At 38.6% G+C, this 26,899-nt stretch carries 28 protein-coding genes, 1 pseudogene and 1 riboswitch; of the genes and pseudogenes, 10 read left to right on the top strand and 19 right to left on the bottom strand.

The features are described from left to right. Positions 1-4: 4 nt before the first annotated feature. The 3 genes from JNUCC25_RS01755 to JNUCC25_RS01745 all read right to left on the bottom strand — a co-directional run bounded on the left by JNUCC25_RS01755 (position 5) and on the right by JNUCC25_RS01745 (position 2,791). A complete protein-coding gene (locus tag JNUCC25_RS01755; protein ID WP_231101658.1) occupies positions 5-1,099 on the bottom strand; it encodes an ATP-binding protein in 1,095 nt (364 codons plus the stop codon). 293 nt (positions 1,100-1,392) lie between these two features. Continuing rightward, positions 1,393-2,145, bottom strand: a complete 753-nt coding sequence (locus tag JNUCC25_RS01750) for an STAS domain-containing protein (protein ID WP_013055099.1) — start codon at positions 2,143-2,145, stop codon at positions 1,393-1,395. Next, the gene (locus tag JNUCC25_RS01745; RefSeq protein ID WP_029324612.1) at positions 2,132-2,791 is read right to left on the bottom strand and encodes a cobalamin B12-binding domain-containing protein; all 660 of its coding nucleotides are present in this window, start codon (positions 2,789-2,791) and stop codon (positions 2,132-2,134) included. Before JNUCC25_RS01745 ends, JNUCC25_RS01750 begins: the two co-directional genes overlap by 14 nt. A gap of 142 nt (positions 2,792-2,933) precedes the next feature. On the opposite strand from JNUCC25_RS01745, the gene JNUCC25_RS01740 reads away from it, so the two are divergent. Further along, complete coding sequence (locus JNUCC25_RS01740) at positions 2,934-3,083, top strand: DUF952 domain-containing protein (protein ID WP_350494489.1); 150 nt, start codon at positions 2,934-2,936, stop codon at positions 3,081-3,083. Positions 3,084-3,324: 241 nt separating this feature from the next. On the opposite strand, the pseudogene JNUCC25_RS01735 reads toward JNUCC25_RS01740, so the two are convergent. The 3 genes and pseudogenes from JNUCC25_RS01735 to corA all read right to left on the bottom strand — a co-directional run. After that, positions 3,325-3,657: pseudogene (locus JNUCC25_RS01735) on the bottom strand (response regulator); the annotation flags it as partial. Next, positions 3,650-5,236 (bottom strand): DcuS/MalK family sensor histidine kinase, encoded by a 1,587-nt coding sequence (dcuS, locus tag JNUCC25_RS01730; protein ID WP_013055096.1) that lies wholly within the window; start codon positions 5,234-5,236, stop codon positions 3,650-3,652. The pseudogene JNUCC25_RS01735 and the gene dcuS, both read right to left, overlap by 8 nt. Before the next feature lie 154 nt (positions 5,237-5,390). Then, positions 5,391-6,356 carry a magnesium/cobalt transporter CorA gene (gene corA / locus JNUCC25_RS01725; protein ID WP_029324616.1) on the bottom strand — a complete coding sequence of 322 codons (966 nt, stop codon included), beginning with the start codon at positions 6,354-6,356 and terminating at the stop codon, positions 5,391-5,393. A 151-nt stretch (positions 6,357-6,507) separates the two neighbouring features. Between corA and JNUCC25_RS01720 the strand changes: the two genes are divergently transcribed. After that, positions 6,508-6,963 carry a ferritin-like domain-containing protein gene (locus JNUCC25_RS01720; protein ID WP_013055094.1) on the top strand — a complete coding sequence of 152 codons (456 nt, stop codon included), beginning with the start codon at positions 6,508-6,510 and terminating at the stop codon, positions 6,961-6,963. A gap of 54 nt (positions 6,964-7,017) precedes the next feature. Here the strand turns inward: JNUCC25_RS01720 and JNUCC25_RS01715 are convergent, their stop codons facing one another. Next, positions 7,018-8,184 carry a M20 family metallopeptidase gene (locus tag JNUCC25_RS01715; RefSeq protein WP_029324619.1) on the bottom strand — a complete coding sequence of 389 codons (1,167 nt, stop codon included), beginning with the start codon at positions 8,182-8,184 and terminating at the stop codon, positions 7,018-7,020. A gap of 143 nt (positions 8,185-8,327) precedes the next feature. On the opposite strand from JNUCC25_RS01715, the gene JNUCC25_RS01710 reads away from it, so the two are divergent. Beyond that, a complete protein-coding gene (locus JNUCC25_RS01710; RefSeq protein ID WP_013055092.1) occupies positions 8,328-9,383 on the top strand; it encodes an aromatic acid exporter family protein in 1,056 nt (351 codons plus the stop codon). Positions 9,384-9,415: 32 nt separating this feature from the next. Here JNUCC25_RS01710 and JNUCC25_RS01705 read toward each other — a convergent pair whose 3' ends face one another. Further along, positions 9,416-10,870, bottom strand: a complete 1,455-nt coding sequence (locus tag JNUCC25_RS01705) for an alanine/glycine:cation symporter family protein (RefSeq protein WP_013055091.1) — start codon at positions 10,868-10,870, stop codon at positions 9,416-9,418. 254 nt (positions 10,871-11,124) lie between these two features. On the opposite strand from JNUCC25_RS01705, the gene JNUCC25_RS01700 reads away from it, so the two are divergent. Beyond that, complete coding sequence (locus tag JNUCC25_RS01700; protein WP_035439339.1) at positions 11,125-11,877, top strand: lipase family protein; 753 nt, start codon at positions 11,125-11,127, stop codon at positions 11,875-11,877. Positions 11,878-11,902: 25 nt separating this feature from the next. On the opposite strand, the gene JNUCC25_RS01695 is transcribed toward JNUCC25_RS01700, so the two are convergent. Next, positions 11,903-12,391, bottom strand: a complete 489-nt coding sequence (locus tag JNUCC25_RS01695) for a DinB family protein (protein WP_029324622.1) — start codon at positions 12,389-12,391, stop codon at positions 11,903-11,905. 346 nt (positions 12,392-12,737) lie between these two features. Here JNUCC25_RS01695 and JNUCC25_RS01690 point away from each other — a divergent pair, with 346 nt between their 5' ends. Beyond that, positions 12,738-12,977, top strand: a complete 240-nt coding sequence (locus JNUCC25_RS01690) for a hypothetical protein (protein ID WP_013055088.1) — start codon at positions 12,738-12,740, stop codon at positions 12,975-12,977. Positions 12,978-13,022: 45 nt separating this feature from the next. On the opposite strand, the gene JNUCC25_RS01685 is transcribed toward JNUCC25_RS01690, so the two are convergent. Beyond that, a complete protein-coding gene (locus tag JNUCC25_RS01685; protein WP_029324624.1) occupies positions 13,023-13,547 on the bottom strand; it encodes a type 1 glutamine amidotransferase domain-containing protein in 525 nt (174 codons plus the stop codon). Positions 13,548-13,852: 305 nt separating this feature from the next. On the opposite strand from JNUCC25_RS01685, the gene JNUCC25_RS01680 reads away from it, so the two are divergent. After that, on the top strand, positions 13,853-14,275 hold the full coding sequence (locus JNUCC25_RS01680) for a DoxX family protein (protein ID WP_025601701.1): 423 nt from the start codon (positions 13,853-13,855) through the stop codon (positions 14,273-14,275). Positions 14,276-14,344: 69 nt separating this feature from the next. On the opposite strand, the gene JNUCC25_RS01675 is transcribed toward JNUCC25_RS01680, so the two are convergent. The 4 genes from JNUCC25_RS01675 to JNUCC25_RS01660 form a co-directional block, all read right to left on the bottom strand. After that, on the bottom strand, positions 14,345-15,508 hold the full coding sequence (locus tag JNUCC25_RS01675; protein WP_064471266.1) for a M20 family metallopeptidase: 1,164 nt from the start codon (positions 15,506-15,508) through the stop codon (positions 14,345-14,347). A gap of 229 nt (positions 15,509-15,737) precedes the next feature. Beyond that, a complete protein-coding gene (locus tag JNUCC25_RS01670) occupies positions 15,738-16,535 on the bottom strand; it encodes a HoxN/HupN/NixA family nickel/cobalt transporter (protein ID WP_013055084.1) in 798 nt (265 codons plus the stop codon). Between the two features lie 134 nt (positions 16,536-16,669). Next, positions 16,670-16,852: riboswitch (cobalamin riboswitch) on the bottom strand. A 105-nt stretch (positions 16,853-16,957) separates the two neighbouring features. After that, entirely contained in the window at positions 16,958-17,377 is a 420-nt protein-coding gene (locus JNUCC25_RS01665) for an organic hydroperoxide resistance protein (RefSeq protein ID WP_013055083.1), read from the bottom strand. A 152-nt stretch (positions 17,378-17,529) separates the two neighbouring features. Further along, on the bottom strand, positions 17,530-18,123 hold the full coding sequence (locus JNUCC25_RS01660) for an undecaprenyl-diphosphatase (RefSeq protein WP_013055082.1): 594 nt from the start codon (positions 18,121-18,123) through the stop codon (positions 17,530-17,532). A gap of 152 nt (positions 18,124-18,275) precedes the next feature. On the opposite strand from JNUCC25_RS01660, the gene JNUCC25_RS01655 reads away from it, so the two are divergent. The 4 genes from JNUCC25_RS01655 to JNUCC25_RS01640 all read left to right on the top strand — a co-directional run bounded on the left by JNUCC25_RS01655 (position 18,276) and on the right by JNUCC25_RS01640 (position 21,678). Beyond that, on the top strand, positions 18,276-19,007 hold the full coding sequence (locus tag JNUCC25_RS01655; RefSeq protein WP_269150811.1) for a response regulator transcription factor: 732 nt from the start codon (positions 18,276-18,278) through the stop codon (positions 19,005-19,007). A gap of 3 nt (positions 19,008-19,010) precedes the next feature. Further along, entirely contained in the window at positions 19,011-20,357 is a 1,347-nt protein-coding gene (locus tag JNUCC25_RS01650; RefSeq protein ID WP_029324631.1) for a HAMP domain-containing sensor histidine kinase, read from the top strand. Between the two features lie 72 nt (positions 20,358-20,429). Next, on the top strand, positions 20,430-21,005 hold the full coding sequence (locus JNUCC25_RS01645) for a PepSY domain-containing protein (protein WP_029324633.1): 576 nt from the start codon (positions 20,430-20,432) through the stop codon (positions 21,003-21,005). A 133-nt stretch (positions 21,006-21,138) separates the two neighbouring features. Then, positions 21,139-21,678, top strand: a complete 540-nt coding sequence (locus JNUCC25_RS01640) for a PepSY domain-containing protein (protein WP_013055078.1) — start codon at positions 21,139-21,141, stop codon at positions 21,676-21,678. Positions 21,679-21,716: 38 nt separating this feature from the next. Here JNUCC25_RS01640 and JNUCC25_RS01635 read toward each other — a convergent pair whose 3' ends face one another. The 5 genes from JNUCC25_RS01635 to JNUCC25_RS01615 all read right to left on the bottom strand — a co-directional run bounded on the left by JNUCC25_RS01635 (position 21,717) and on the right by JNUCC25_RS01615 (position 26,895). Then, positions 21,717-22,994, bottom strand: a complete 1,278-nt coding sequence (locus tag JNUCC25_RS01635) for a DUF445 domain-containing protein (protein WP_013055077.1) — start codon at positions 22,992-22,994, stop codon at positions 21,717-21,719. Between the two features lie 128 nt (positions 22,995-23,122). Then, on the bottom strand, positions 23,123-24,478 hold the full coding sequence (locus tag JNUCC25_RS01630; RefSeq protein ID WP_013055076.1) for an amino acid permease: 1,356 nt from the start codon (positions 24,476-24,478) through the stop codon (positions 23,123-23,125). A gap of 223 nt (positions 24,479-24,701) precedes the next feature. Next, positions 24,702-25,352, bottom strand: a complete 651-nt coding sequence (locus tag JNUCC25_RS01625; RefSeq protein WP_013055075.1) for an amino acid ABC transporter permease — start codon at positions 25,350-25,352, stop codon at positions 24,702-24,704. Between the two features lie 14 nt (positions 25,353-25,366). Further along, positions 25,367-26,005 carry an amino acid ABC transporter permease gene (locus JNUCC25_RS01620; protein WP_013055074.1) on the bottom strand — a complete coding sequence of 213 codons (639 nt, stop codon included), beginning with the start codon at positions 26,003-26,005 and terminating at the stop codon, positions 25,367-25,369. A 74-nt stretch (positions 26,006-26,079) separates the two neighbouring features. Then, positions 26,080-26,895 (bottom strand): transporter substrate-binding domain-containing protein, encoded by an 816-nt coding sequence (locus JNUCC25_RS01615; RefSeq protein WP_029324636.1) that lies wholly within the window; start codon positions 26,893-26,895, stop codon positions 26,080-26,082. Between the last annotated feature and the right edge of the window lie 4 nt (positions 26,896-26,899).

Below are 26,899 nucleotides of genomic sequence, written 5' to 3'. Positions count from 1 at the left end.
TGAACTACGAGAGGCGGCTGTTTCGTTCTATAATTGGCATATCAATAGTAACCGTTGTCCCTTTTCCTTTACCGCTTTTAAAATGCATGGTACCTTGATGACGCTCCATGATTTTGTAACACACGGCCAGCCCTAAGCCAGTGCCAGCTTCTTTTGTAGAATAAAACGGCGTTCCTACTTGTTCAATCCTCTCTTGACTCATTCCGATTCCATTGTCTTCAAAGTGAATCAATGCTCGTGTATCTTTTTCTTCAACTGTGATTGTAATATGACCTTTCTCCATAATAGCTTCTACACCATTTTTAATCACATTGATGAACACTTGTTTCAACTGATTTGCATCAGCTGAAACATAAATAGGCCTTTTGGCTGTTTCTTTCAATAAAATAGAAACATTATTTAAATTGGCCTGCGCTTCCATTAGGGTAATAACTTGTTTTAAAATCTCGCATAAATTGGTCTTTTCAAAAGATACATGCTGCTTTTTTCCAAGAATGAGCATTTCACTGGAGATTAAGTTGATGCGGTCGATTTCAGACATCATAATATCTAAATATGTGTCATTTGTTTCCTTAGAGGCTTGCATAACCTGTACAAAGCCTTTTAAAGAAGTAAGCGGGTTTCTAATTTCATGTGCGACGGCACCTGCCATTTGTCCAATAACCGACATTTTTTCCGAGGTTATCATAAGCTCTTCATCTTGACGGTATGTAGTAATATCGCGTGCAATCATAAATACACCTACTACCTGCTTATGAACGATGATGGGAAGCAAAGAACACCTAAGCAACCGTCTTTCTCTCTTTCTATTGATCACATTCATTTCGAACTTAGCACCTTTTCCATTCAGCACTTCTTTAAAATACTCTTTACACATATCAAACTCTTCAGCTGCGATAAGAGCTGAAGGTTTCATCTTTTGTAATTCTTCACTGGAGTATCCAACGATTGCTTCACCTTCTGGATTAGCAAGAAGAACTTCACCCGTTTTACTTATTTCAAAAACGCCATCGGGATTATGTTTGAATAAAGATTGATAGTGCTGATTGCTCGTTTGAAGTTCGTGTTCTTTTACTACGAGCTCTTGCTGGGACTCCACTAGTTTATAAGCTCTCCTATATACCAACCCATACAAAATAATCCCCGTAGCTAAAATAAAAAACCAACCTTTGTATTGTTGAAAAAAAATATATACTTCAAAACGACCTTGCGCTAATGTTCTAGATATATTATCAGATATCAAGATCCATACAGCGCCAATAATGATATATATAATTGAAATTCTTAAAGCTACTTTACGCGCGTGTTTCACCAAATTTTAATCACCTGTTTATCAGTATTGATCCCCTGTCTTATTGTCTTTATATGAAGTGTTCACTTTTTGTAGTCATTTCATGCCGTTGTAAAAAATTGATGAATGACCTGACCTAAGTTACTAATAGATTTTACATTTGCTTGAAAATGATACTGGTGAAGCCATTGACTATGATCGGGTGTCACACCTGTTAAATAAATCTGTACACCCATTAGCTGAAATTCCCATATTAAATGTTCTAGGGCTGCAACACCTCGTTCATCAATTTGACCTATTCCATTAAAGTCAATGATAACTCGATCAACCGTTTCTTCATCTATTTGTCTGAGCAGCCGATGTTCATTTTTCATGATGACTTCCTCAAACAAATCGCCAAACAGAGGTATAAGCACCATGTTGTTCGATAAATGAATAAACGGTCCCGACAGTTCTATAACTCGGTTCATTGCTTTTTCTAATCGTTCTTTTTGCAGCAGCAGTTCTAAGTCTGTTTCAGATAAACGCGCTGTATGTTGTTCGATTTTCTCTGAAAGAATTCTAATTTGAGAATCTTCCTCTACACATATTACATGTGCCTTATCTTGCTCCCATTTGCAATTCACGGTATAAAGAGACATTTTAGCTTTGCGCGAATGCATGACTAATTCTGTTTTTATTTTTTTCTTCTGCCCTAATCGTTTTCTAGCTTTGTTCTGACTATCTTCGTCAACAATTTCTAAAAAATGTTGAACCTCTCCGAATAAAGCGGCTGCTTCATCAGATTGCGCTAGAATATTCATTTCCTCATCCATAATAAAAACAGGAAGCGGAGCATATTTAATAGTCGACAACCTTAATCCCCCTAATTGATTGATAATGAAAAAACTCTTTCAACTCCTCTAACTGTGCAATAAATCGAACTTGATTTGTTTGAACAAGAGGAAACTTATAGTTTGAAACTACTCGGCCTCCAACTAAAATAAGCGGCTGATGTTTTGTCTTTTGTAATCCTTCTATATATTCGCTTGCTTTTTCTATATGATGAGTTAAACTGAACGAGATTCCTACTAAATCAGGTTTCCATTGTTCAACAGCGTGCGTTGCATGTAAAAGCGGAGAATCTGCTCCTAAAAGTTTCGTCTGCCATCCGTGCTCTTCAAAGAGAATGGAAATCATTTTTAAACCTAAAAAATGCTGTTCATTTTCTATGCACAAAAACAGACCTTTTTTTTCATCTTTAATAACTTCTTGTCTTATACACAATTGATAGCGTGACAAAACATAGTCACAGGTAGTAGTAGCTAAATGTTCATCAGCCACTGAAATTTCATCTTCTTCCCACATCATACCGATTTGAGCCATTGACACTGAAATGAATTGCTGAAAAATATAAAATGTATCGAAACCCTGCTGTCTTTTTTTCCACACAATATTCCAAGCTTCATCTTGATTCCCTGATAACAGTAATTCAGTCAAGCGTTCTATGCTTTCAATCAAGAAACCACCTCTTTTTCAGTCAAACGACTTGTTTTTTCCTTTGTTATTATCAACCATACCACTTAACTCACCCGCACTCTACAGTAAAATATTATCACACTGACAAAATAGCACCGGACGTCTCTGCCAGGTCAATCTCTTTATTTTTCAAAGTCAACGAGGTAGTGATGCAGCAAGTGACGGTTTTGTTCATTGTATAAGTACGCATACACAGGTCGTCCTATTGTGCCGTAAGTCATTCTTTCTCCAAGAAGACCTATATCTGTTAGAAATTTTAAATATTTCCGAATAGACACTCTTGAAATTCCCGTTTTTTCAGCTACATCATCAGTCGAAAAAGGGTGATCTTTAAGATGCTCAATGGCTTCTACGATAACTTCTAATGTTCCTGTCGTTAAACCCTTAGGCAACGGCTCTACCGGAGCTTCTTTTATTTTTTTATTAGACAGCAGCCCGTCTAATTCCTGTTGATTAAGCTGAGGTTGCTGTTTTAACGTACGAAATGTTTGTTTGTAAGCCGAAAGTGCTTGATAAAAGCGTTCAAATGTAAAAGGCTTAATCAAATAATCAATCGCTCCGTAGCGTAGAGCTTGCTGAATCGTTTGGGCATCCGAAGCAGCGGTGATAAAAATGACATCTATTTCCTCTTGTTTTGTTCGAATCTCTTGTAAAACTTTCAAACCATTTTGTCCAGGCATAAAGACATCAAGCAGCACTAAATCAACTTGATATTCATTTACCTTCACCAAGGCTTCATGACCCGAATGAGCAACAGCGACCACTGTAAACCCCTCTATCTCTTCAATGTACTTTTGATTAAACTGAGCAACCATTGGGTCGTCTTCAACAATTAATACTTTAATCAACTTGATCTCTCCTTGTTTCGTACGGAATATCAATATAGAATGTGGTACCGCTATTTATAAATGAGTCAATGACGATTTGGCCACCTAGTTCATCAATCGTTTGCTTCACTAAATGCAGCCCAAACCCTCTGCTCGTGCCTTTTGTAGAAAAGCCTTTCTTGAAAATCTGATTCATTGTATCGGAAGGAATGCCGCAGCCTGTATCCGTGACTTGAATCGTAAGTTTATTGTTTTTATACACAAGCATAACGGACACTTTTTTAGAGGCTTGATGACAAACTGAATCAATTGCATTATCAATTAAATTCCCAATAATGGTAATGAGATGATGAGTAACTTGTGGATCTGAAGGTTCTGGAATAACTTCATCAGCGGAAAACGTCAGTTCTACGCTTTCCTCTCTAGCATAACTCATTTTGCCCATGAGAAACCCTGCCAACGCATGATCTTTAATAGATTTAGTCACTGAACTAGATTCATCGACACGGTGATTAACAAGCTGATGAATATACGTTTTTAGCTCATCATAATAATTCATCTGCACCATTCCTAAAATCACATGAAGTTTATTCATAAATTCATGCGATTGTGCTCGAAGCGCTTCCACATACATTTTAACACCTGTTAGCTGTTCTGCTAAGATATTAACTTCTGTTTTATCCCGAAACGTAGAAAGTGCCCCTACAATCTCTTCGTTTACTACTAGCGGAACCCTATTAACCACAATGGCTACTCCATTTATGACTTGCTCTTCATCGTAATGAGATTCCCCCGTAGACAAAACGTCGTCCAACCTGGAGGTGGGCATATATTCTCGAATAGACAAACCGATTGGCTCTGGTGCTAACCCTGCTTTAACAAATAAGCGGCGTGCAGAACGATTAGCAAGTGTAATATTACCTTCTTTATCAACAGCTATCACTCCTTCACGAACCGACTGCAGCATGATGCTTCTCTCTTCTAGAATTTTAGCAATTTCAGAAGGTTCCAAGCCAAATAAAATTTTCTTTATGTAATTCGCTAATAAAATAGCACCAAGAACGCCTACAAGTAAACCAATTAATGAACCTAAAACAATTCGGCGATGCCCATCTCTAATTGCTTCATTTACATTATTCAAAGAAATCCCCACAGCTACTGCGCCAATTTGTTGATTTTTTTCATTATAAATAGGTGCAAAAGCGCGCAGAGATTTATCGAGCGTTCCTTTTGATACAGATACATAAGATTTTCCGTGCAATGATTTTTGCTCATCGCCTCCGGCAAACCTCTTTCCTATCTTTTTAGGATCTGGGTGAGATTGCCGAATTCCATTCATATCCATAACAACGATAAACAAGACGCTTGATTTTTTACGAATTCGTTTAGTGAATTCTTGAATTGACTGAGGTGTTTTTGTTTCTAGTCCTTCTTTCACGTTCGTTGATTCTGAAATAATCGTAGCAATAGTCCGAGCTTTTTCAGCCTGTTGATCTCGAATATTTTTTCCAATTGAACTGCTAACTAATAAATCCGTTAACAATAGCGATAGAATCACCACCATGCATACAAGCAGCACCGTGATGCTTCGCAGCCCCATTCTTCCGTGTTTCACATTCTTTCCTCGCTTCCCTGCTTTTCTTGTTTATAGCACAAGAAAAAGATCTTATCTAGAGTCAGATAAGATCTTCGCTTATTTAATTTCAGTTTTACTGAGTTGATTAACATTTATACAGGAAGGTTAACAATCTACTTTATAGTTTAGGTCCTTTTCGATATTTGAACCATCCCATTTTATAAAAGGCAAAGACCATTACGCCTACAAGCCCAATCATAATGCCAAGTACAATAAAATAATTATATTTCCCCTTCAGTTCCGGCATATATGAAAAGTTCATGCCATAGAGACCAGCAATAAACGTCAACGGTAAGAAAATAGCTGACATAAGCGTTAGCGTAAACATGATTGAATTCATACGATCCGAGTTAATGGACATAAAGCTTTCTCGAATATCATTTGACAAATCCCTGCTCGCTTGCATAATTTCAATCATATTTAATAAGTGGTCATAAATATCATTAAAATAGCGAACCTGCTCTTTTGCTTTTAACGCATTAGTTGACATAATACGATACATTAAATCTCTCATGGGGTTTAAAATGCGGCGCATTCGTGACAAATCACTTCGGATGTCATAAAGCTGCCTCATTAATTCATCCATAGGTTCGTCTTTTGCATTGTCTTCAATGTCGTCTATGTGATCTTCAAATTTATAAAGCACAGGGAAGTATTCGTCAACGGTATGATCTAAGAGTTCATACATGATATCCCATGTTCCATCTTCGGTAGCCTCAGGGTCTTTTTTGATAAGCTCCCACACCCTAGCCACGCTCGTTAGCTTATCCATATGGTAAGTGACTAAAAAGTTATCCCCTACAAACGCAGATACTTCTAAGTGCTCAAGCTCTTCTTTATGAAGGGCATAATAGACTAAAAAATAATGCTCATCATACAGCTCAAATTTAGCGCGCTGACCTTGATTTAAACAGTCCTCAACTGCTAAAGGATGAAAATTAAATTGTTCAAGCTTCTTTTTTTCTTCCTCGGTGGGATTGTAAAAATCAACCCAATACCATTGAAAGTCATGGCTTGAACGAATCTCATTCATTTCTATTTCTTTAATAGCTCCTTCTTTGGTTTTAGCTACAATTTTAATCATAAGATAACCTCTGTCTTTTTTGATACTATTCTCTGCACATACCCTTTTTACCATTTTGTTAAACTTTTTTCTTTTAATGTACGCCTTTTCTCGTCTATACATACGATGATGGTGACGACAAGAGAACAAAACGGTGAGGAGGTATATCCATATGTATGAATTTTACTCCCGGCATGAAGAATATTGGGAAGATGATACAAGACTAGACGAACAGCTTCTAAGAGATATAAACAAAGCTGTAAGCGATGAGTTTTCCGCTATTCACTACTATACACGCTTAGCAGAACTGGCTCCTAATAATCAGTTTCAACAAGCTATATTAGGTATTCGGCAGGATGAAATTAAACACTTTGACTGGTTTTCTAAAGCCTATTATGATTTATCAGGCAGCTACCCACAGATTTCATTAAACATAAAACTGCCAAATACTTTTCAAGAAGGGGTCTCTGAATCCATTAAAGATGAAGTAGAAACCGTTCCATTTTATCAATCAATCGCTAGAAGAATCACAAATGCTCGAATTCAAAGCCGCATTGTTCGAGCTGCGAGCGATGAACAGCGCCACGGTCAAATTTTCCAAACCATTCAGTCCCGCTTCTCATACTAAATAATACGCTTGCAATCGCAAGCGTATTATTTAGTATGGTTTTATCATTATCTCTTACTTTGTAGCATTAAATTCTTCTTTGATTTTTTGGAGCAGCGTTTGATTTGTTAATACGTCATACCCTGTTAATGCCATTGTTTGTGCCCCAAGTATCATTGCTTCTCTTCCTTGCTCACTTAAAGCTGCTTCTCTAAATTCGTGCGTATGACAAACAAAATAATCATCACAAATTTGAATATACGGATGAATAGCCGGAACAACCTGACTTACATTCCCCATATCTAAAGATCCATGATCGCCTTGGTCTTCCGTAATGCTTTGTTCGCTCACGCCTAATGAGATGAGATTATTTGTATAGACATCGGATAATGTTTGATTCGTTTGCATATCATCATAAGAAAACTCATAGTTTGAGATTTTTAATTTTGTTCCCGTGGCTAGAGCAGCGCCGTTTGCACATGCCTTCACCTTCTCTGTCACTTCATCTACATATGCACGAGTTGAAGCGCGGACATAAAATTGTGCTACTGCATAATCCGGTACAACGTTGGCCGCCTTGCCTCCCTCTGTAATCACTCCATGAATGCGTACATCCGGCTTCACGTGCTGGCGAAGCGCATTAATGCTGTTGAACGTTTGTAATACGCCGTCTAACGCGTTGATTCCTTCATGAGGAGCAGCAGCTGCGTGCGCGGATTTTCCGAAGAACTCAAACTGAATTGCATCCATCGCAAGAGAACGTCCGCTTTTTTGGTGGCAGTAATAAGGATGTACCATCATAGCTACGTCTAAATGATTAAAAATGCCTTGCTCGGCCATCGTTACTTTGCCGCCTCGTGTTTCCTCTGCAGGCGTTCCATATACGTATACTTTACCGCCTGTTTCTGCAACTGCTTTACTAAGACCAATACCAGCTGCAATCGACATGGTTCCAATTAAGTTATGTCCGCATGCATGGCCGAGATCCGGCAAAGCATCGTACTCAGCCATAAACCCAATCGACGGACCTGGCTTTTGACTGTCATAAACAGCAGTAAAAGCCGTTGGCAAGTCACATGTACCAATTTCAACTGTGAACCCTTGTTCTTTTAAAACATCCGTTAATGCTTTGCACGCTTTGAATTCTTCGTGACCAAGCTCAGGATTTTGCCCAATATATTTGCTTACCTCATAAAATGTCTCCTGTAAGTTATTAATTGTTTCATTTATTAATTGTTTCATTAGTTGTACTCCTCTTTTAAATATTTAAACAAATTATAGTATATTTATTCGTTTTTTAAAAGCTAGTTTTTAAGACGGGTTTTCCTATCACCTTAATATGCCTTATAATTAAATTACTAACTGTTTTAAAGAAGGTATGCATAATGATTAACATAAAAAAATTCAATTTTTTAGGCGGTCGTATTATTAAAACAGGCATTGCCGTTTTTTTAACTGCGCTCATTTGCCAGTCCATTGGCTGGCCGTATATGCTCGCTGTTATTACAGCTATTGTTACGATTGAACCAACAGCTGCCGATTCTATTAAAAAAGCTTTCATCCGCTTTCCTGCTTCAGCAATCGGAGCTGCTTTTGCCATGCTTTACACATTTCTATTAGGAGTGACGCCGCTTACCTATATGCTTGTTGCTGTTTCTACTATTATATCCTGTTCTAAATTGCGTTTGCATGCAGGAACACTCGTTGCCACGCTAACAGGGGTGGCTATGCTGACGATTGTGCACGATCATTATTTCATCTCGTTTTTAATTCGGTTAGCGACCACCAGTATTGGGCTGCTTACTTCTTCACTTGTGAATATCATCGTTCTTCCTCCTAATTATACACCGATTATTACGAGGAAAATTCAAAATCTCTCAAAACAAATGAGCAGCGTTTTACAGCAAAGAGGAAGCGAACTTTCCCAAGTACATGCTTGTCATAAACAAACAAAGCTTCAATTTCAGCAGCTTTCCGCTGAAATTGAAAAAATTGAGACGCTTTGTGAGTATCAGCGAAAAGAATGGAAGTTTCATCATTTCACTCGTACAGCTATGAGAAAATTCCACTATGAATATAAGAAACTTTCTCTTATGAGGCAGCTTGTCTACCATATTGGTAATTTAATTTACTTGCCTGCTCATCAGCTGCAAAGTGCAAGACATCAAGTAATATGGGATACATTCACTTCCTTTCATAATGTCTTACAAAATGAACAATATAAAAGCTCTTTGCAGCATCAAACGCTTGTTTTGACTTTAAAACAAAGGTTTTGGGCACATAAGCAGGAGGAAAACAGAGGGGATCACCCTTTTTCAACAGAAACAACAATGCTTTACGAACTGCTTGCAATTCACCATCTGCTTGAAGAACTACACCGTATTCATTGTTTGAAGGATCGATATAACTTAAATAACTCATCTGTCTCACTTTCTTCATAAAAAAATCCTCACATATGTGAGGATTTTCTTGTTTACGAAACTTGTGACTCATCTTTCTTATATTCTTTCTCCCAGTAGTCTGCATTTTTAATTCCCAGCTTAACAGGATCAAATACAGGGTCTACCCCTTGTTTTTTCTGAGCTTCATAGTCTTTTAATGCAACTAACGCAGGCTTAGCTAAAATTAAGATAGCAATTAAATTTAGCCATACCATGATACCAAGCCCGACATCTCCTAACGCCCAAGCTAGTGATGCTTGTTTAACTGAGCCGTAGAACGTAGCTCCTAGAAGGACAAGCTTTAATGCAAACATAGCCCACTTTCCGTTCTTTCCGCGAGTTAGGTAAGCAATATTTGTTTCAGCAATGTAATAATAAGCCATGATCGTTGTAAACGCGAAAAAGAATAGGGCAACTGCCACGAAGCCAGCTCCGAACCCCGGCAACACTGTTTCAATAGCAGCTTGTGTAAATCCAGGTCCTGCTTCTACACCCGGTAGATTTGAAATAATAAATGAACCGCCTGGTCCTTCCGTATTGTACATGCCTGTAAATAAAATCATAAACGCTGTCGCTGAACAAACGAACAGTGTATCAATATAAACCGAAAAAGCTTGTACAAGACCTTGTTTCACTGGGTGTGAAACTTCTGCTGCAGCTGCTGCGTGTGCACCTGTTCCTTGCCCTGCTTCGTTTGAATAAATACCGCGCTTAACTCCCCAAGAAACAGCTAAACCAACGATTCCTCCAAAAGCAGAATCTAATGCAAAAGCACTTTTAAAAATAAGAGCGATAACTCCCGGCAACTCGGAAATGTTCATGGCAATAATAATAAGAGCTAAAATAATATACCCAAGTGCCATAAAAGGTACAACGAATTGGGCCACTCCTGCAATACGCTTAACGCCTCCAAAGATAATAAAAGCAAGAATAATAACTAATCCTACTGCTGTAACCGTTGGACTAACGCCAAATGCGTTGTCGATGCCAAGCGCGATGGAGTTAGACTGAACGCCCGGCATTAAGATACTCATTGCAACAAGTGCTGCAATAGCAAATAAAATGCCATACCATTTCATACCTGTTCCTTTTTCAATGTAGTACGCTGGACCACCTCGATATTGGCCATCTTGTTTAACTTTATAAATTTGAGCAAGTGTTGATTCGATGAATGCACTAGAAGCACCAATAAAAGCAACTGCCCACATCCAAAATACAGCTCCTGGACCTCCAAAAGCGATAGCTGTTGCAACTCCAGCAATGTTTCCTGTTCCGACTCGTCCCGACAGCGCTAAAGACAGGGCTTGGAAGGAAGAAACTCCTGCTTCTGAGCTTTTACCCTGAAACATCAGCATAACCATGTCTTTTAAGTGTCTTACCTGCAAAAACCTCGTTAAAATTGAGAAAAACAGGCCGATCGCAAGACACCCATAAATAACAGGTGTGCTCCATAGCACATTATTCAAACTCGTTACAAATTGCTCCAAACGATAACCCCCTTATTTTCTATTCAGACTATTTTAAATTATAAGTTAAATTATAAATTTTAACAATAAAACTCTAAATTAAAACTCATTTTTAGTTAAAATACACAAAAAAACTTATAAAATCCTCAAAAACATCCAACGATAAACCGTTTACATTCCGTAATTATCGCCTTCAAAAGAGAGATATCTGCACCTTTCTTATCAGGAACACATAGGCTGTAGGAGTTATTTTCTATTAGAAGGTGTGAAAAACAATGATGAGAATAGAGCCTTTATTTTATCGTCCTTTAGCTCTAGACCTTCTTTATGCGTGCGTCTTAGCTTATAAGCAATACGCACAGGGAGGCACATTTGATGTACCTGAAGGCTACCGGCTTATTAAATCGTTTAAAGCTTCTGCCGTAGGGGTGCAAGAATGGTTTGGTTTTATTTTAGAATCTGATGACTCTATCGTAATTGCCTTTCGAGGAACTCAATCTGAGGCAGACTGGATTGCTGATGCTCGCATTAGGCAGCGCCCTTATCCATACAATCAACAAGCCGGTCTCGTCCACGAAGGTTTTTTAGCCGTTTACGAATCATGCCGTGATGAAATTTTTGAAACGTATCAGTCCCTTGCCCCCAAGCCACTTTATATAACGGGGCATAGCCTAGGTGGCGCACTCGCTGTTCTTCATGCCTTAGATGTCGCCACAAACGCATCTTTTCCAGAAGTTACAATGTACAACTACGGAGCTCCTCGAGTAGGTGACCCTCAATTCGTTCAAACATACACAAATCTTGTTTCAAATAGCCGCTGTTTTGTTAACACGACGGATACGGTTCCTAAAATCCCGCCGAAGCGCCTTTATTCCCCTTCCACCAAGCAAACAATTTATTACGATCAGGATCCTCTGCAACTCTCGTTTACGATTCAAACAGGCTCTACCGTAGGGAACCATAATCCCCAAACATACAGTGTTGGTATTTGGATGATGTCGGACTATCCTATTTTGGTCCAAAAATAAAAAAACAGGCGGACTGCCTGTTTTTTTATGCACCAATTACTGCTTTGATTTCTTCTATTTGTTCTTGATGACGCTTTTCATGATAGCCAATAAAATCAATCCACTGCTTTAAATCCATTAACCCAAACACAGGGTGTGGAAATGATTTTTGCTTTAGCTTGTCTTCACTTGCTGTTTCTTCTAGCTCTATTAAAGCCGCTCTTGATTCTGCCAGCTTACTCTTCATTTCTTCTAATGTCTGCTTTTCATTAGAAGGCGTAACTTGAGCCGGTGCATCTACCTTCCGTGAACGGTCTACCGCTAAATGAAACGGCTTATCTTCCGTCGGCTGATCCACACCGTTTTCTAACTGATCCTTTACACGTGAAACAATCATGCGCTCCATCAAATATAAATGTTCTAATACTTGCATAACGCTCCATGTATTAGATGCTGGCTGTTGATTTAATTGTTCATATGTTAATGATTCTACACTGCTCAATACGTCATTTCGAAACTGTTCATTTTTATTCATATTTAATCCTCCTCTAGGATTCCTCTAGCTTATCGTATCAAAAAACTCTTCTATATAAAAAGGATATCCCTTTACTTAACTATGTTTTAGCTGCAATTGTTTCACGTGAAAAAATCATATTTTCTATTTGACATAGATCAACTGAGGTGTTATATTTAGACTTCTGGCTTTTCTTTAAGAGCTGGACATAGTGAAAGTAACTTGAAAGGATGTATCGTACAATGCAAGGTAAAAATACTGGCATTCGACACATGTCTTTGAACAAAACTTATTCACACTGGATCGGCTTCGGAGCCGTAAGGATGCAAGAGAGGTAGGGCTTGCGTCGTTTAGGTTAATCGATCATGTGGAAAAACAAACCGCGGCAATGGATGAAATCCATGCAAGCACAATCAATGCTAATTGTGCCCTAACAACAACGAAACATACAAAAACCGTAATCATGGATTTTATAAAGAAAGTAATCATTTTGTTTTTACACTTGCAAAAGCAAGTTACTGATAAGAAACACGAACAAAAGCGAGCAGATGCATCTGCTCGCTTTTTTAATGATGGTTTTTTATTTACTTTATCATTTCTTTTTTAGCGGATCTTACAAAAAAGCCGAAACCACACTGGTTTCGGCTTTTTCTTATTGCTCTGCTAGTACATCAGCAAATGCTTTTGCATAAGGAGGAAGGTCTGGCGGGCGGCGGCTTGAGATGATGTGACCGTCGATTACGACTGCTTCATCATGCCAAATAGCTCCCGCATTTTCCATATCATCTTTGATTCCTGGCGTACTTGTTACGTTTCGGCCATCTAAGATTTTTGCAGAGATTAATACCCATCCTGCATGGCAGATTTGGCCGATTGGCTTTTGCTGTTCATCCATATAACGAACCATTTCAATTACTTCAGGGTAGCGGCGCAGTTTATCCGGCGCCCAGCCTCCAGGTACTAAAATAGCGTCATATTCAGCTGGATCAACATCTTTAAAAGCGTAGTCCGATACGGCTGGAACACCGTATTTCCCCATGTACGTTTCGTTTGCTTTTTCTCCAACTAAATGTACTTCTGCTCCTTCTTCTCGAAGACGCATCACTGGATACCATAGTTCTAGATCTTCAAAGTCTGCACTAACAAGCGCAATAACTCTTTTATTTTCTAAACGCATCGTAACACCTCCGCCATCAGTATAGCATGTTGGAGAATAAGATTGAAAATAAGGGACTAACTTGTACATAATTAAAGGATTTTTCAAGTGCTCTTCAGAAAATTTTTGTATGCCAAATGGTCTAATTTTATATTTTCACTTGACTGGGGACAAACATCACACTACAATGTGTAGTGTGATGTTCATAATGTTGTAAAATTATCCAAATAAGAAAGAGTTTCTGATTTAATCACTACATTTCTTTTTTCGGGCTTTTACACTACATAATGTAGTGTTTTTCAAATACACTTAAAGGAGGAAGTAAAGTGAATAAAAACGTCGAAATTGGTTCACTTATTATTCGTTTAGTATTAGGTTTTACATTTTTAGTACACGGCTTTCAAAAATGGCAAGGCGGGATTGAAAATACAGTAGGGTTCTTCGATAGCTTAGGAATCCCTGGTTTCATGGCATATATTGTTGCAACCATTGAACTTGTAGGTGGGGTTCTTATTATTCTTGGCCTAGCAACAAGAGTTGTATCTGCTTTATTTGTGGCAGTTATGCTTGGCGCCATTTTTACAGCCAAGCTTAAAAGCGGATTTGTTGGCGGGTTTGAGTTTGATATTGCCTTAATTGCCATGTCTGCTCACTTATTTCTTGCAGGAAGCCAGTTCCTTGCTCTTGATGCAGTGGTATTCAAAAAGAAAGAAACTGCCTTTTCTCTTCAAGAAGAAAGCAGTAAATAAAAAAAGAAAGCTTATACTCTCCCAATATAAGCTTTCAGATTAGTCCCCGCCGTTTAAGGCGGGCTTTTTTTATATTTGCAGCAGCAAATTGGCAAATAAAGAAGAACGCTCGGACAACGTATCAATTTGAATATGTTCATATTCCGCATGTATTCCTTTTCCGCATGCTCCTAATCCATCCAACGTGGGAACACCAATGGCCGCTGTAAAATTGCCATCACTTCCGCCGCCCACAGCTGCTTCTTCCAATTTCATACCCAGTTTGGCCGCGATTGATTGAGCACATTCAAATAGCTCTTCCGTTTGTTTAGACTTGACCATCGGAGGACGATTCATTCCTCCCGTTACTTCGAGCTTAATCCCTTTTAAAATGGGTGTTAAATTCAAAATAATATCCGTCATGCGTTTTGCTTCTTCTTCTGTAGAAACACGTAAATCCACGTGCGCTTCTGCATATTCCGGCACTACATTTGTACCGCTGCCTCCCGTAAATGTCCCAACGTTCACCGTTGTACCTTTTTCATAATCTGTTAAGCCCTGCAAGAAAATCACTTGGCGCGCCAGCTCTTCAATCGCATTGATTCCTTCTTTGTGGTGATTACCCGCGTGTGCTGCTCGTCCCCATGCTTTTACGGTGAAAATTCCCGCTCCTTTGCGCGACGTTTTTAACGCGCCTGAACCCGCCACCGCCGGTTCCGCTACTAGCACTGCTTCACTCCTTTGTGCTTCTTCTTCAATGTATTTTTTAGAAGAAATTGACCCAATCTCTTCATCCGAATTGCAGAAAAACACAATTTTTTTATCGAGCGATAAGCCAAGCTCTTGAATCGCTTTAATCGCCCATATAGATTGCACAATGCCGCCTTTCATGTCTAAAATTCCCGGACCGTACAGCTTGTTTCCCTCTGTTCTTAGACTCAGCCTTCCCTTTTCCCATACCGTGTCAAAGTGACCGATAATTAAAAGCTGCTTTGCTCCTTCTCCAATCGTAAATTTCAAATGGTTTCCTACTTCTTTTTCTTCTATGATTTCGTATCCTACCCCCAACCGTTTATGAAACAGCTGCGTTAAATACATTCCACACTGATCTACTAACTCTTTACTGTAGGACGGTGATTCTTTTTTCACAAATCCAACTAAATCTTCAAGCATCTCTTGTTCGTGTTCTTTTAAATAACTAAACACGCTTTGTTCTACCATTACCTGACTCAAATCAATTCCTCCTCCAAACAACCCCTGCTGCTTGCATTAAATGCTTTTATTTATCGTACGTATAACTATGTTCTACGTTTCACATAACGACCTTAAATTATCCTTAATTATAATGGTTTTCAGACAATTTTCCATCCTTTAAATACAGATAATACTTTAACTTATTCATAACCGACCGAAAATAGCCATAAACTTCAACAAATTCATACAAAAAAGCTTCAATCTTCAACAGATTAAAGCTTTCGTTTGACTAATTGACATTTATTTTAATATTTTTCCCTTTTGACTTCACACTCACAAAAACAAACATAGACACTAAAAAAATAAACAGAATAACGCCAACCATTTCAAAGTTTACTTCGGCCCATGGGTTAAAGAAAGTGAATGCTAAATAGAATGACACACCATACGCGAGGACAACAATAACCCAGCCCATCAAGCGGGAAGCAGATTGTCCAAATTTACTCGATTCATTCACCATTTTATGTACAATCATCGAATCGATTGTATCTGTAAGCATCATACCAAACATAAACACTAGTCCTAACAAAAGCGGCGTATACTTGCCTGCGTTCCCTACAGCTAGAGACCACACGGCCGTTTGACTGACCGTTTCGGCTGCTAAAGCGAACAATGCTCCTACAAGAATAATTAAAAAAGGATTCGTTGTTCCTTTTGCGATTTTCGGAATAAACTTTCCTTTTAACCCGCTCAGCTGAAACTCTTCCTCTTTATTTTTGGTTCGAAGCAAATGATATGTGTTTAATGTCCCGATTAGAAAGAGAGAGATAATGGATACCCAAGATGCAAAATGATCGAAATACGATGGAAACGTAAAATTCTTCATCACCACGCCCAGCACTCCGGCCGTGACGGCCACCATTCCTCCGTGACCTAGTGAAAACAGCGTTCCGACCCAAGGGGCAAAACGGCTGCCCATTCGCCAATTATATCGAGTCTGGCCATCAATAAAAGCTAAGTGATCTGCATCCAATCCGTGCCTGATTCCTAATAAAAAGACAAGTAAAAAAACTGATAAACCTTCCATTTCCTACACTCCTTTTTTTAAAAATAAAACGTAAAAAAGCCTCAATTCTATAGAAATTGAGGCTGTGTCGGCATATGAAAATAAACAGCAATTGCTCACTGCGTACCTTGATACACCGCCTCTTTCCTAGAAGAGTCAAGTGTACAGAATAGGTAGGTCTCCTGGCTTGAGATCATCATTTTCTACCGCCTTCCCCGTTTTGAGTGACGATAAGATAGAAAACTCCCTGCTTACAGTGGCTGGACCGCTCGAGATTTGCACTCGATTCCCTGTTACCTCTTACGCTATGTAAGAGCACCTAAACTGTGCGAATAATTCATTTTCTTCCTCATTATACTAGTACCTCTTACAAATGAATAGAGAAAATTCAAATAAAAAAGCCCTGCTAAGCTTTACATGCTTAGCAGGGCTTTTTAAAGCAATTAAACTACTTCTACCGTTACGTCTACGTTACCGCTGATTGCTTTTGAATACGGGCAGTATGAGTGAGCTAGGTCTACATATTTTTTCGCTGTTTCTAAATCTAAGCCTTCGATATGAGCTTCAAGCGCTACTCCAATTTTCACTCCTTGATCAGCTTTATCAGGAAGCAGCTGAACAGTAGCTTTTACTTCACTGCTTTTGATTTCTACGTTATGTTTTTTCAACATAAATTCTAACGCGCTGTTGAAACAAGCACTGTATCCAGCTGCAAACAGCTGCTCTGGGTTTGTTGCTGTTGTTGCTTCTCCACCAAGCGCTGGAGGTGTTGCAACGTCTAAGTTAAAGATGTTATCTAAAGAGTGAACTTCTCCTGTTCTTCCACCTGTGTTAACGACTGTTGTTTCATATAAAGCTTTCATGTATAAACCTCTCCTCTTTTTCGTTAATTTTATTAAAAGTTTTTTATTTATCGTCTCTGTAATTTAATTGTACACAATTTAATTTTAAAAAACAAGTATTAAATACATTAAAAATTTCCCAATAAAAAAAGCCGCTTATTTGCGACTTTTTCTTAATAATATTGAGACTGTTCGTCATAAGCTGATTTTCGAAAAATAGACAAGTTGGTAATAGCCCTCATCAGTTTCGTATTAAAAATAACATAATGAATAAACAGCGCCAGCACGCAGCCTAAAACGGCTCCTGTTAACACATCGAATGGATAATGAACGCCAACCCATACGCGTGAAAAGGCAATGAGTACGCCCATGACAACCCACATGCGCCCTGAACGTTTGAAATGCAGCCAAATGGTAAAAGTGATAACTAATGCAGATGTAGCATGATCGCTTGGAAATGAAGAATTTGCGGCGTGATCAATAAGCTGATTCACGTGGTGAGAGATAAACGGACGATCTCGATAAGCAAATAAACTAATCACTTTATTGATAATGACTCCTGTGGCACAAGCACATAAAGCTTGAAATGCTACAACACGGCTGCCGTTTTTATTAATAAGTAAAAACAAGCCGAGTAAAACGATAAGTACATACTGGGCATAATCTGCAAAGAATACCATCAGCGAATCTAGAGGCTTTACGTGTGAGGCATACTGATTCACCGCGTGGAAAATGGTATAATCTACTGAATTGATAGCTGATAACATAATCGAAATCCTTTCTTATTTTTAAATGTCATTAGCTATCTTATCAGTTTCTTGAGAAAATGAACATTATTTCTCGGGCTATTGATGATATATTTAGTAAATAACTATTGATTTCCTTACCATTTATACAACCCGAATCTCTCCGTGCTATAATGTACGCAACTATACATAGACACAAGGGGGAATTTTTGTTGAGTAAAGGCAGAATTTTAATTGTAGAAGATGAGCGCAAAATTGCTCGTTTAATTCAGCTCGAGCTTGAACATGAAGGGTACGAAACGGGCATGGCTTACACTGGAACAGAAGGATTGGCAGAGTTTCAAGAACACGATTGGGATTTGCTGCTTTTAGATGTGATGCTTCCTGAACTGAGCGGACTCGAAGTACTTCGTCGCATTCGAGCAAATGATGATCAAACGCCCGTTATCTTATTAACAGCTCGAGACGCCCTTCCTGATAAGGTAAGCGGACTAGATTTAGGAGCGAACGACTACATTACAAAGCCTTTTCAAATTGAAGAGCTTTTTGCACGCATTCGCGTATGGCTTCGCCATCCTGCATCAACATCGCCTGCTGAACAAGAAACGGCCACTCTTCAACTAGGCAATTTAGTCGTTAACGAAAAAACGCGAGAAGTCACGCGTGAAAATGAAGCTATTGAGCTGACTCCTAAAGAATATGATTTGCTTGTCTATATGCTTCAAAACAACAATCAAGTGCTGAGCTTTGAACAGCTTCTTACAAACGTGTGGGGATTCGATTACTACGGAGACACCAATATTGTATACGTATACATTCGTTATCTGCGCAAAAAGATTGATGCACCATTTTCAACTCCTTACATTCAAACAGTGCGCGGCGTTGGCTACATGCTGAAGGAGTAGCTTATGAAACTACAAACAAAGATTATTCTTACATCAACTGCACTGCTTTTTATTTTACTAGTAATTGCAAACAGTTCGATTTACTTCATTTTCAAGAAGACCATGGAAGACAACGCAATTGAACGTTTGCAAGCAGAAACAAGCAATGTAACAAATGGGCTAAAGCAAACGAGTGCGACGGTTAAACAAGCCAATTTGCTTCGTGCCTATTTGCCTCCTAACGGGATGATTCGTATTTTACCTAAATCCGGCAGTCCTTTAGTTGTATCCGTTACGGATCAAACGAAAGAGCTTCAGGACTTACCTTATTCCTATTATTCAAATGAACAAACAAGCATCAAAGAAGATGATGGTCATCTATACGCGATTTCACACACCCCTGTCATTTGGACGAACGGTGAAGTTGTTTCTTTGGAAGTCACGGAACAACTGGCAGATGTGGAACAATCTCTGCAGACATTAAAATTTATCTTGCTCATTGCCTCTCTTGTTATATTAATTCCAACTATATTTGCTGGACGGCTTTTAAGTAAAATTATTTTGCGGCCTATCAAATCTCTTATTCATACTATGGAAGAAATTCAAGTGTCTCGCACATTCAAAAAAATTGACCTCTCTTCTCCTTCTAAAGATGAGTTAGATCAAATGGCCAACACCTTCAATAATATGATGGATTTATTAGAGGAAAACTATAAAAAGCAAGAGCAGTTCGTATCCGATGCTTCTCATGAATTAAAAACACCCCTGACCGTTGTAGAAAGCTATGCCAATATGCTAAAACGCTGGGGAATGAAGCGGCCGGATATTTTAGAAGAAGCCATCGAAGCTATTCACTCTGAGTCTTTACGCATGAAACAGCTTACGTCTCAAATGCTGGTGCTTGCGAAAGATGAGTCGCAGTGGGAGCTTCACCTGGAACACGTAGATGCGGCGGCGGTCTGTAACCAAACAATCAAGCATCTAGAACAAGCCTTTGAACGAACCATTTATTTAAATATAAAAACGGATCATCCCGTCGTAACAGCGGATGAAAAACGCTTAAAGCAGCTGCTGTACATCCTCTTAGATAATGCCATTAAATATAGTGAAAAAGCGGTAGAGGTAACCATAACAAGAAGCAAAAGCTTTATGATTACGGTCACAGATCAAGGAATTGGTATTCCAAAAGAAGACTTATCAAACGTGTATGAACGCTTTTTTCGCGTAGATAAAGCAAGAAATCGAGAAACCGGTGGTTCTGGACTTGGATTATCCATTGCTCGAAAGATTGTAGAAGCTCATAGCGGGCGTATTGAGATTAACAGCCAAGAAGGAAAAGGGACATCAGTAACGGTTTCCTTTCCTCTTTGATTTCTCGCCTTTTCTTAGAGATTTTTAAGAATTGCCTGCTATACTACTTTTTAAGATACTGGAGGTGAATGTATGAAGAAAACGGTGCTTTTTATACTTATTTTTCTTGCTGTTGGTTCAGCTTGCTTTTACGGAATAGCAAAAGCAGTGAATCGTCCTGATACACTTTTATCCGAATCTGACGTCAGCAGTATGATTCAGCAAAAATATGGCGGCACTATTGAAAATACAAGCTTTTCTCAAAAAGATGATGAACCGATTTATCGAATCACTTTGCTTAAAGATGATATTCCATACCACATCACAGTAAATGGAGAAAATGGAGAAGTCCAGTCATTAATCAAACAAAAAGTAGAGAAACAAACGTCTACTCAAACTAAAAATAATACAGAAGAAGAGCAAAAAAAGAGCGAGCAACCACTAGTTTCTCCTACATCCGACGAGCCTCTCATTTCAATGGAACAAGCAAGAGACATTGCTTTACAAAAAGTAAAAGGAACGTTTTCTTCAGTTGAAATAGAAGAGGAAGAAGGCCAAACCTTTTACGAAGTCGAAATTGATCAGTCTAAAACAAGAGAAGCTAAAGTGATGATAAATGCTTACTCCGGACATGTAGATTCCATCACCTATGAAAATGACGATGATTAAAAGTACAGCGGAAAGCTGTGCTTTTTTTATCCATTTTTATTTATTTCTAAGAAAATTTTAAACTTCTTCTTCTTTTCCTTTAAAGTTCATTAGCTAAGATAGTCTTAACAACAAATCGAGGAGGCCATAACATATGAAAGTTATTACAACCGTTTTAGCCAGTGCAGTACTAGTCGGTGGATTAGGTGCAAGCGCATATGCAATGACAGACCAGTCCAAAAGCAATGATAAGAAGCAAACCACAACGATTGAAGAAGCAAAGGCAAAAGACATTGCCCTTCAAAAAACAGACGGCGGCGACATTACAAATATCCAATTAGCCGTAGATGACGGCGTTAAACAATATGAAGTAGACATCACAAAAGGTAATAAAGAATACGATGTAGACATTGACAGCAGCAGCGGTAAAATCATTGAATTTGATGAAGAGCAAAAAGACGGTGAAGATGAGAAAGAAGAGGAACTTCAAAACGTTTCCCCTGCTATTTCATTAGATCAAGCGATAAAAACAGCTTTAAAGAGCGCTAAAGGAACCGTCAATGAAACGGATCTAGACCAAGAAAACAACCGTTTAGTATATGAAATTGAAATTGACACAGCCGATAAACGTGAAGCAACTGTTTCAGTAGATGCCAAAAACGGCGGCGTGATCAGTGTAGAAATAGATGATTAATAGAAAAAGCACACTCCAAAAGGAGCGTGCTTCTTTTTTTATACCGCTAATTTAATAACCGTTAATACAATACCAATCAAGAATCCACATAGAGCTCCGTTCACTCGAATCCACTGCAAATCTTTTCCGACATTGTTTTCCATCATATCCACAAGTGTTTCATCATCTAATTTATCTAAGTTTTCTTGAACAAGCTGTCCAATTTTCGAATGATTCTCGTCTACAAAGCTCATGATTTGCTTTTGAATAGCCGTATCAATTGCTTCTTGACGCTGTACATCCTCTTCAAGAGCATTCAGCCAGCTCTCTACGTAAGGAACGGCGTAGCTTTTCATAAATTCAGGGCTTTCAATGAATGCTATCACTTTCGCTTTCATTTTATCGACGATTTCTGTTAATTTATTCGTTACGTTTAATTCATTAATCGTTTTTTGTTTCCATGCTTCTAATTTTTCAAGAAGTTCTTCATTCTGCTCCAAGCCTTGCAGCTCTTTTCTAATTCCGTTTACCAAAGCAAGGCGGTATTCATCCTCTTCGTTACGAAGACGCCCTGTAATAGAAAGCAATAAATTTTGCAAAATAGACCCTAGCTTCTCTTCATTAATCATGCTTTGAAATGATTTGAGAGCAAATTGTAAAATACCATCAAGCTCAATATTATCAAGCGCATTTTTAGCAATACTTCCGAGCTGATACTGCGTTTCTTCTTTTTTAATCCAGCTCTCCCCTTTATTTAAAAGAACATCAAGCGCTTTTTCATCATACTGATTTTTCACCACTTCTCCAACAATCGAATGCACAATAGGCTTTAACTCTATTGCTGAAAGCGATGATTTGAGCTCTTTTTCAATAATAGGAACGACTTTCTCTGTATCCACACGATTAATCGCATCAACAAGCAGTGCGGTTCCTTTTTGTTGAATCGTTTCCGAATGAACACCTTTTCGAACAATCGGAAGCAAACGCTGTGTAAACGCAATTCTTTTTACTTTTTCTTGAATACTTTCTTTTGACAGCCAGTCGTTTTCAAGGGTTGAGACTAGCCCTCTTGTAATACGCTGTCTGTTTTTAGGAAGCAGCGCAGTGTGTGGAATAGGAATGCCTAAAGGGTGACGAAAAAGAGCCGTAACGGCAAACCAATCCGCTAATCCGCCGACTAATCCAGCTTCGAACCCACCTTGAAGCAACCGACCCCAAATTGAATCACCAAAAGGCATTGTGGCAACGAAGCCCACTCCCATAATCGCCAAAGAAATCACGGCTAAGTGCTTTGATTTCTTCTTTGGATTTGTTGTAAATACATTATTTGATTCCATTGTAGTCCTCATCCTTTATTTATTTAACTAAACATTTCATCTAGAAATATGTAACGTGATACAGAAATTTCCGCAAAAAAAAGAAAGACAAGCTTTTACCCTCGTCTTTCTAGTATATTGCCTTTTTGCTATACTTCAAACTTTTTTTCTTTTCGACTTTTATTAATAAATGAAAAAATGAGGAGTACGACCAAGATAACCGCACATACACTGGATCCAATCACATTGTTTTTGTTAAACATAAATGATACAAAAATAACAAGCAGTGCTGCTGTTGCAAAGAGCGTTGTATAAGGAAACCACTTTAATGCGAAAAACGGCTTTTCTTTATACCCTTTACGCAGCTTTAATTGAGCTAAACAAATACTTACCCAAATAAGAATAATCGTGAAGCCGGGAATGGTCATTAAATAACTAATTACATTATCCGGTGTTTTATAAGCTAAAAACACACCCATTAAAATACAAACAGCCGTAATCATCAAACCATTAATCGGAATACCGTTTTTCGAAACTTTCAAGAAGCGCTTTGATGCTTCTCCGCTTTGAGCCATAGCATAGAGCGTACGCGAAGTTGCATACATCCCTGAATTCGCTGCTGATAAAACAGCCGTTAATAAAACGAAGTTCATAATATGAGCCGCACCCGGCAGTCCGGTGATACTAAACACTTGCACAAATGGACTGTCTTGTCCTGATACAGAATTCCAGGGCATAAGGCCGCAAATAATTAAAATAGGCAAAATATAAAAGCCAATCACCCGCCATACTGTGCCTTTGATCACTTTCGGTAACACGTTTTTCACATCTTTTGTTTCCGTTACGGCCACACCAATTAATTCAGCTCCGCCGTAAGAGAACATCACAATTAAAAAGGCACTCAGCACACCGCTCATGCCGTGAGGGAAAAAGCCTCCATGAGCCGTATAATTTGCCCAGGGGTTTTGCACATCACTTGGAATCACACCGAATAAAATGAAAGCTCCCAAAATGATAAAAGCGGTAAGAGCAATTACTTTAATACCGGCAAACCAAAACTCAATTTCTCCGTAATACTTAACTTGAAATAAATTCATCCCTACAATCAGCACTGCACAGAGAAAGCTTAAGAGCCAAAGAGGTACAGAAGGGAACCAAAACTTCAAAAAGCTTCCTCCCGCAAGCAGTTCAACAACTGTCACGACAATCCAGTTCACCCAGTACAGCCACCCTACAATAAAAGAGGTTTGCGTACCGAATGCCTTATGCACTAAATTTTGTACGTTCATATTCGGATAGACAATTGCCATCTCCGCCAATGCTGTCATTACAATAAATAAGATAAGACCGCCAAATAAATACGCCAGTACAACACTTGGTCCTGCAATACCTAGCGTATCAGCACTACCTTTAAAAATACCTGTTCCAATCATACCGGCAAGCGCAATGAGCTGCACATGACGAGGCAACAGACCTTTTTTTAAATTTTGATCTTGTTTTTCCATGATGCCCGTCCCTTCTGTTCATTTTACGTGTTAGTTTAACCAAATCACTTCTTGCGCAAAAACCCCTACCGGATATTCAGTAGGGGGTGAACCAACACTGTTTTTCTTCTCTATGTTGAATGAAAATGATCTGATTTTACCACTGTTACTTTAGTCATTTTATGCGTTGAATTAATACATTGTCAATGTTATTTATTTTCCAAAAATAAAGTCAAAAGAGTATCTACACCCTTTTGACTTCTAGTCTTCTTGCAATGATGGATAAAGCATAGTTTACAATAAAATACATCATCGCGATGATCAAAAACATTGGGACTACGTAACTTTGTTTCTGTCCGTAAATGATTTGAGCGTTATGCAGCAAATCAGGAAGTGCGATCACTACTGCAAGCGACGTATCTTTTAATAAGGAAATAAATTGACTAACTAAAGGAGGTACCATTCTCCGCAAAGCTTGAGGCAGCACAACGAAACGAAGCGTTTGATAATAGTTTAAACCTGATGAACGCGCCGCTTCGATCTGTCCTTTTTCAATTGATTTCAATCCGCTTCGGATAATTTCTGAAATCATAGCAGATTCAAATACAGTGAGGGCCACAATCGCTGCTGACGTAATTTCCATATCAATTCCGATTTCAGGTAAAGCAAAGTATGTAAAAAAGATAATTAAAAGCAGCGGCAAATTCCGGATAATTTCTACGACAAAAGCGAGTACATGAGACAGAACTGGAATGCGGGCATACCTTAAAATACCTACTATACTTCCAATAAGAAAACTTAACACAATCGAAATGAATGCCACTTTTAAAGTGACCCAAAATCCTTCCATTAAGAAGGAAAGGTGATCAGGAGAATAAGCACCCATAAAATCCATCACTTTCACTCCTTTCAGCTTGTTTTACCAAGACGTTTCTCAAGATAACCAACTCCTAAGCTTAACGGAATGGTTAGAACTAAATAGAACAGAGCCACAAAAATATACACATCAAACACTACGTAAGTTTGAGAGGAAACAAGATCTGCCTGATACATTAAATCAAAACCAGCAACAATCCCTAACACGGATGAGTTTTTGACTAAATTAATGAATTGATTTCCAAGAGGAGGAATGACGATTTTAATGGCTTGAGGCAATATAATGAACCGCATCGCCTGACCGTACGTAAGGCCGGATGAACGTGCCGCTTCAAGCTGTCCTTTTGGAACAGCCATAATTCCCGCTCGTATGGCTTCGGCTATAAAAGCTGCCGTATAGATAGTTAGTCCCAGCACTCCGGCAGCTGTACCGCTGATTCCCGCCACAATAAAAATAAAAAAGACGATAACCACAAGGGGAATATTTCGAATGAACTCTACATAGACCGTACCAATTACATTTACTATTTTGAGAGGGGCTATTCGCATTACCGCAATGATCGTGCCAAGTACAAAGCTGGCCACTAAAGCGATCAGACTGGCGATAATGGTGTACTTAAAACCTTCTAAATAAAGATCCATATTGTTCGTCAGAATTGAAAAATCCAGCAATTTTCTTCCTCCTTTCAACTAAACAAGCAGGATGAGCATAATGCTGCTCATCCTGAGAAAAGAAAACTGTACGCTTATTGTTTGATCCACTTGTCGTGAATTTCATCATATTTTCCAGAGTCTTTTATCTTTTTAAGCGCATCGTTTAAGGCATCTACCAGCTCTTTGTTTCCTTTTTTCACAGCAATGCCATAAGGCTCTTCTGTGAACGGCTTTCCTACCAATTCATAAGAAGGATCTTCATCAGCCATTCCATAAAGAATAGCATCATCAGTTGTTAAAGCATCTCCTTGCTTAGATTTTAAAGCTGTAAATGCTTCTGCATAGTTTTCAAACTCTAATACCGTTGTCTCTGGTGCTTTTTCGCGAATATTAATAGCTGAAGTTGATCCTTTAACAGCCAACACTTTAGTACCTTTCTTCAAATCATCAACGCTTTTAATTTTACTGCCTTTTTTCACAAGCAGAGACTGTCCAGCTTGGAAATATACATCCGTAAAGTCTACTTCTTTTTTACGTTCATCTGTAATAGTCATTGTTGCAACAACAGCATCAATATCTCCTTTTTGAAGAAGAGGAACCCTTGTTTTGGACGTAACTTCTTTAAATTCTACCTTGTTTTCATCGCCTAAAATCTCTTTAGCCAGCTGCTTAGAAATATCAACATCAAAACCTTCTACTTCACCCGTCTTTGGATTCTTTAAGCCAAACAAACGCGTATCATTTTTAACTCCAATGACGATTTTCCCTCGGTCTTTGATTTCAGTGAGCGCATCTTTTTTAGCTGATGATCCATTCGTTTCTTCACTTTTCCCTCCGCAAGCTGCTAACATCATAGCCGCTGCTAATGAAAGCACAGCTGCCTTTAAAAACGTTTTTGATTTCTTCATATTA

Source organism: Priestia sp. JNUCC 25, from assembly GCF_053667915.1.
This window is presented reverse-complemented; position numbering and strand designations above follow the sequence as displayed.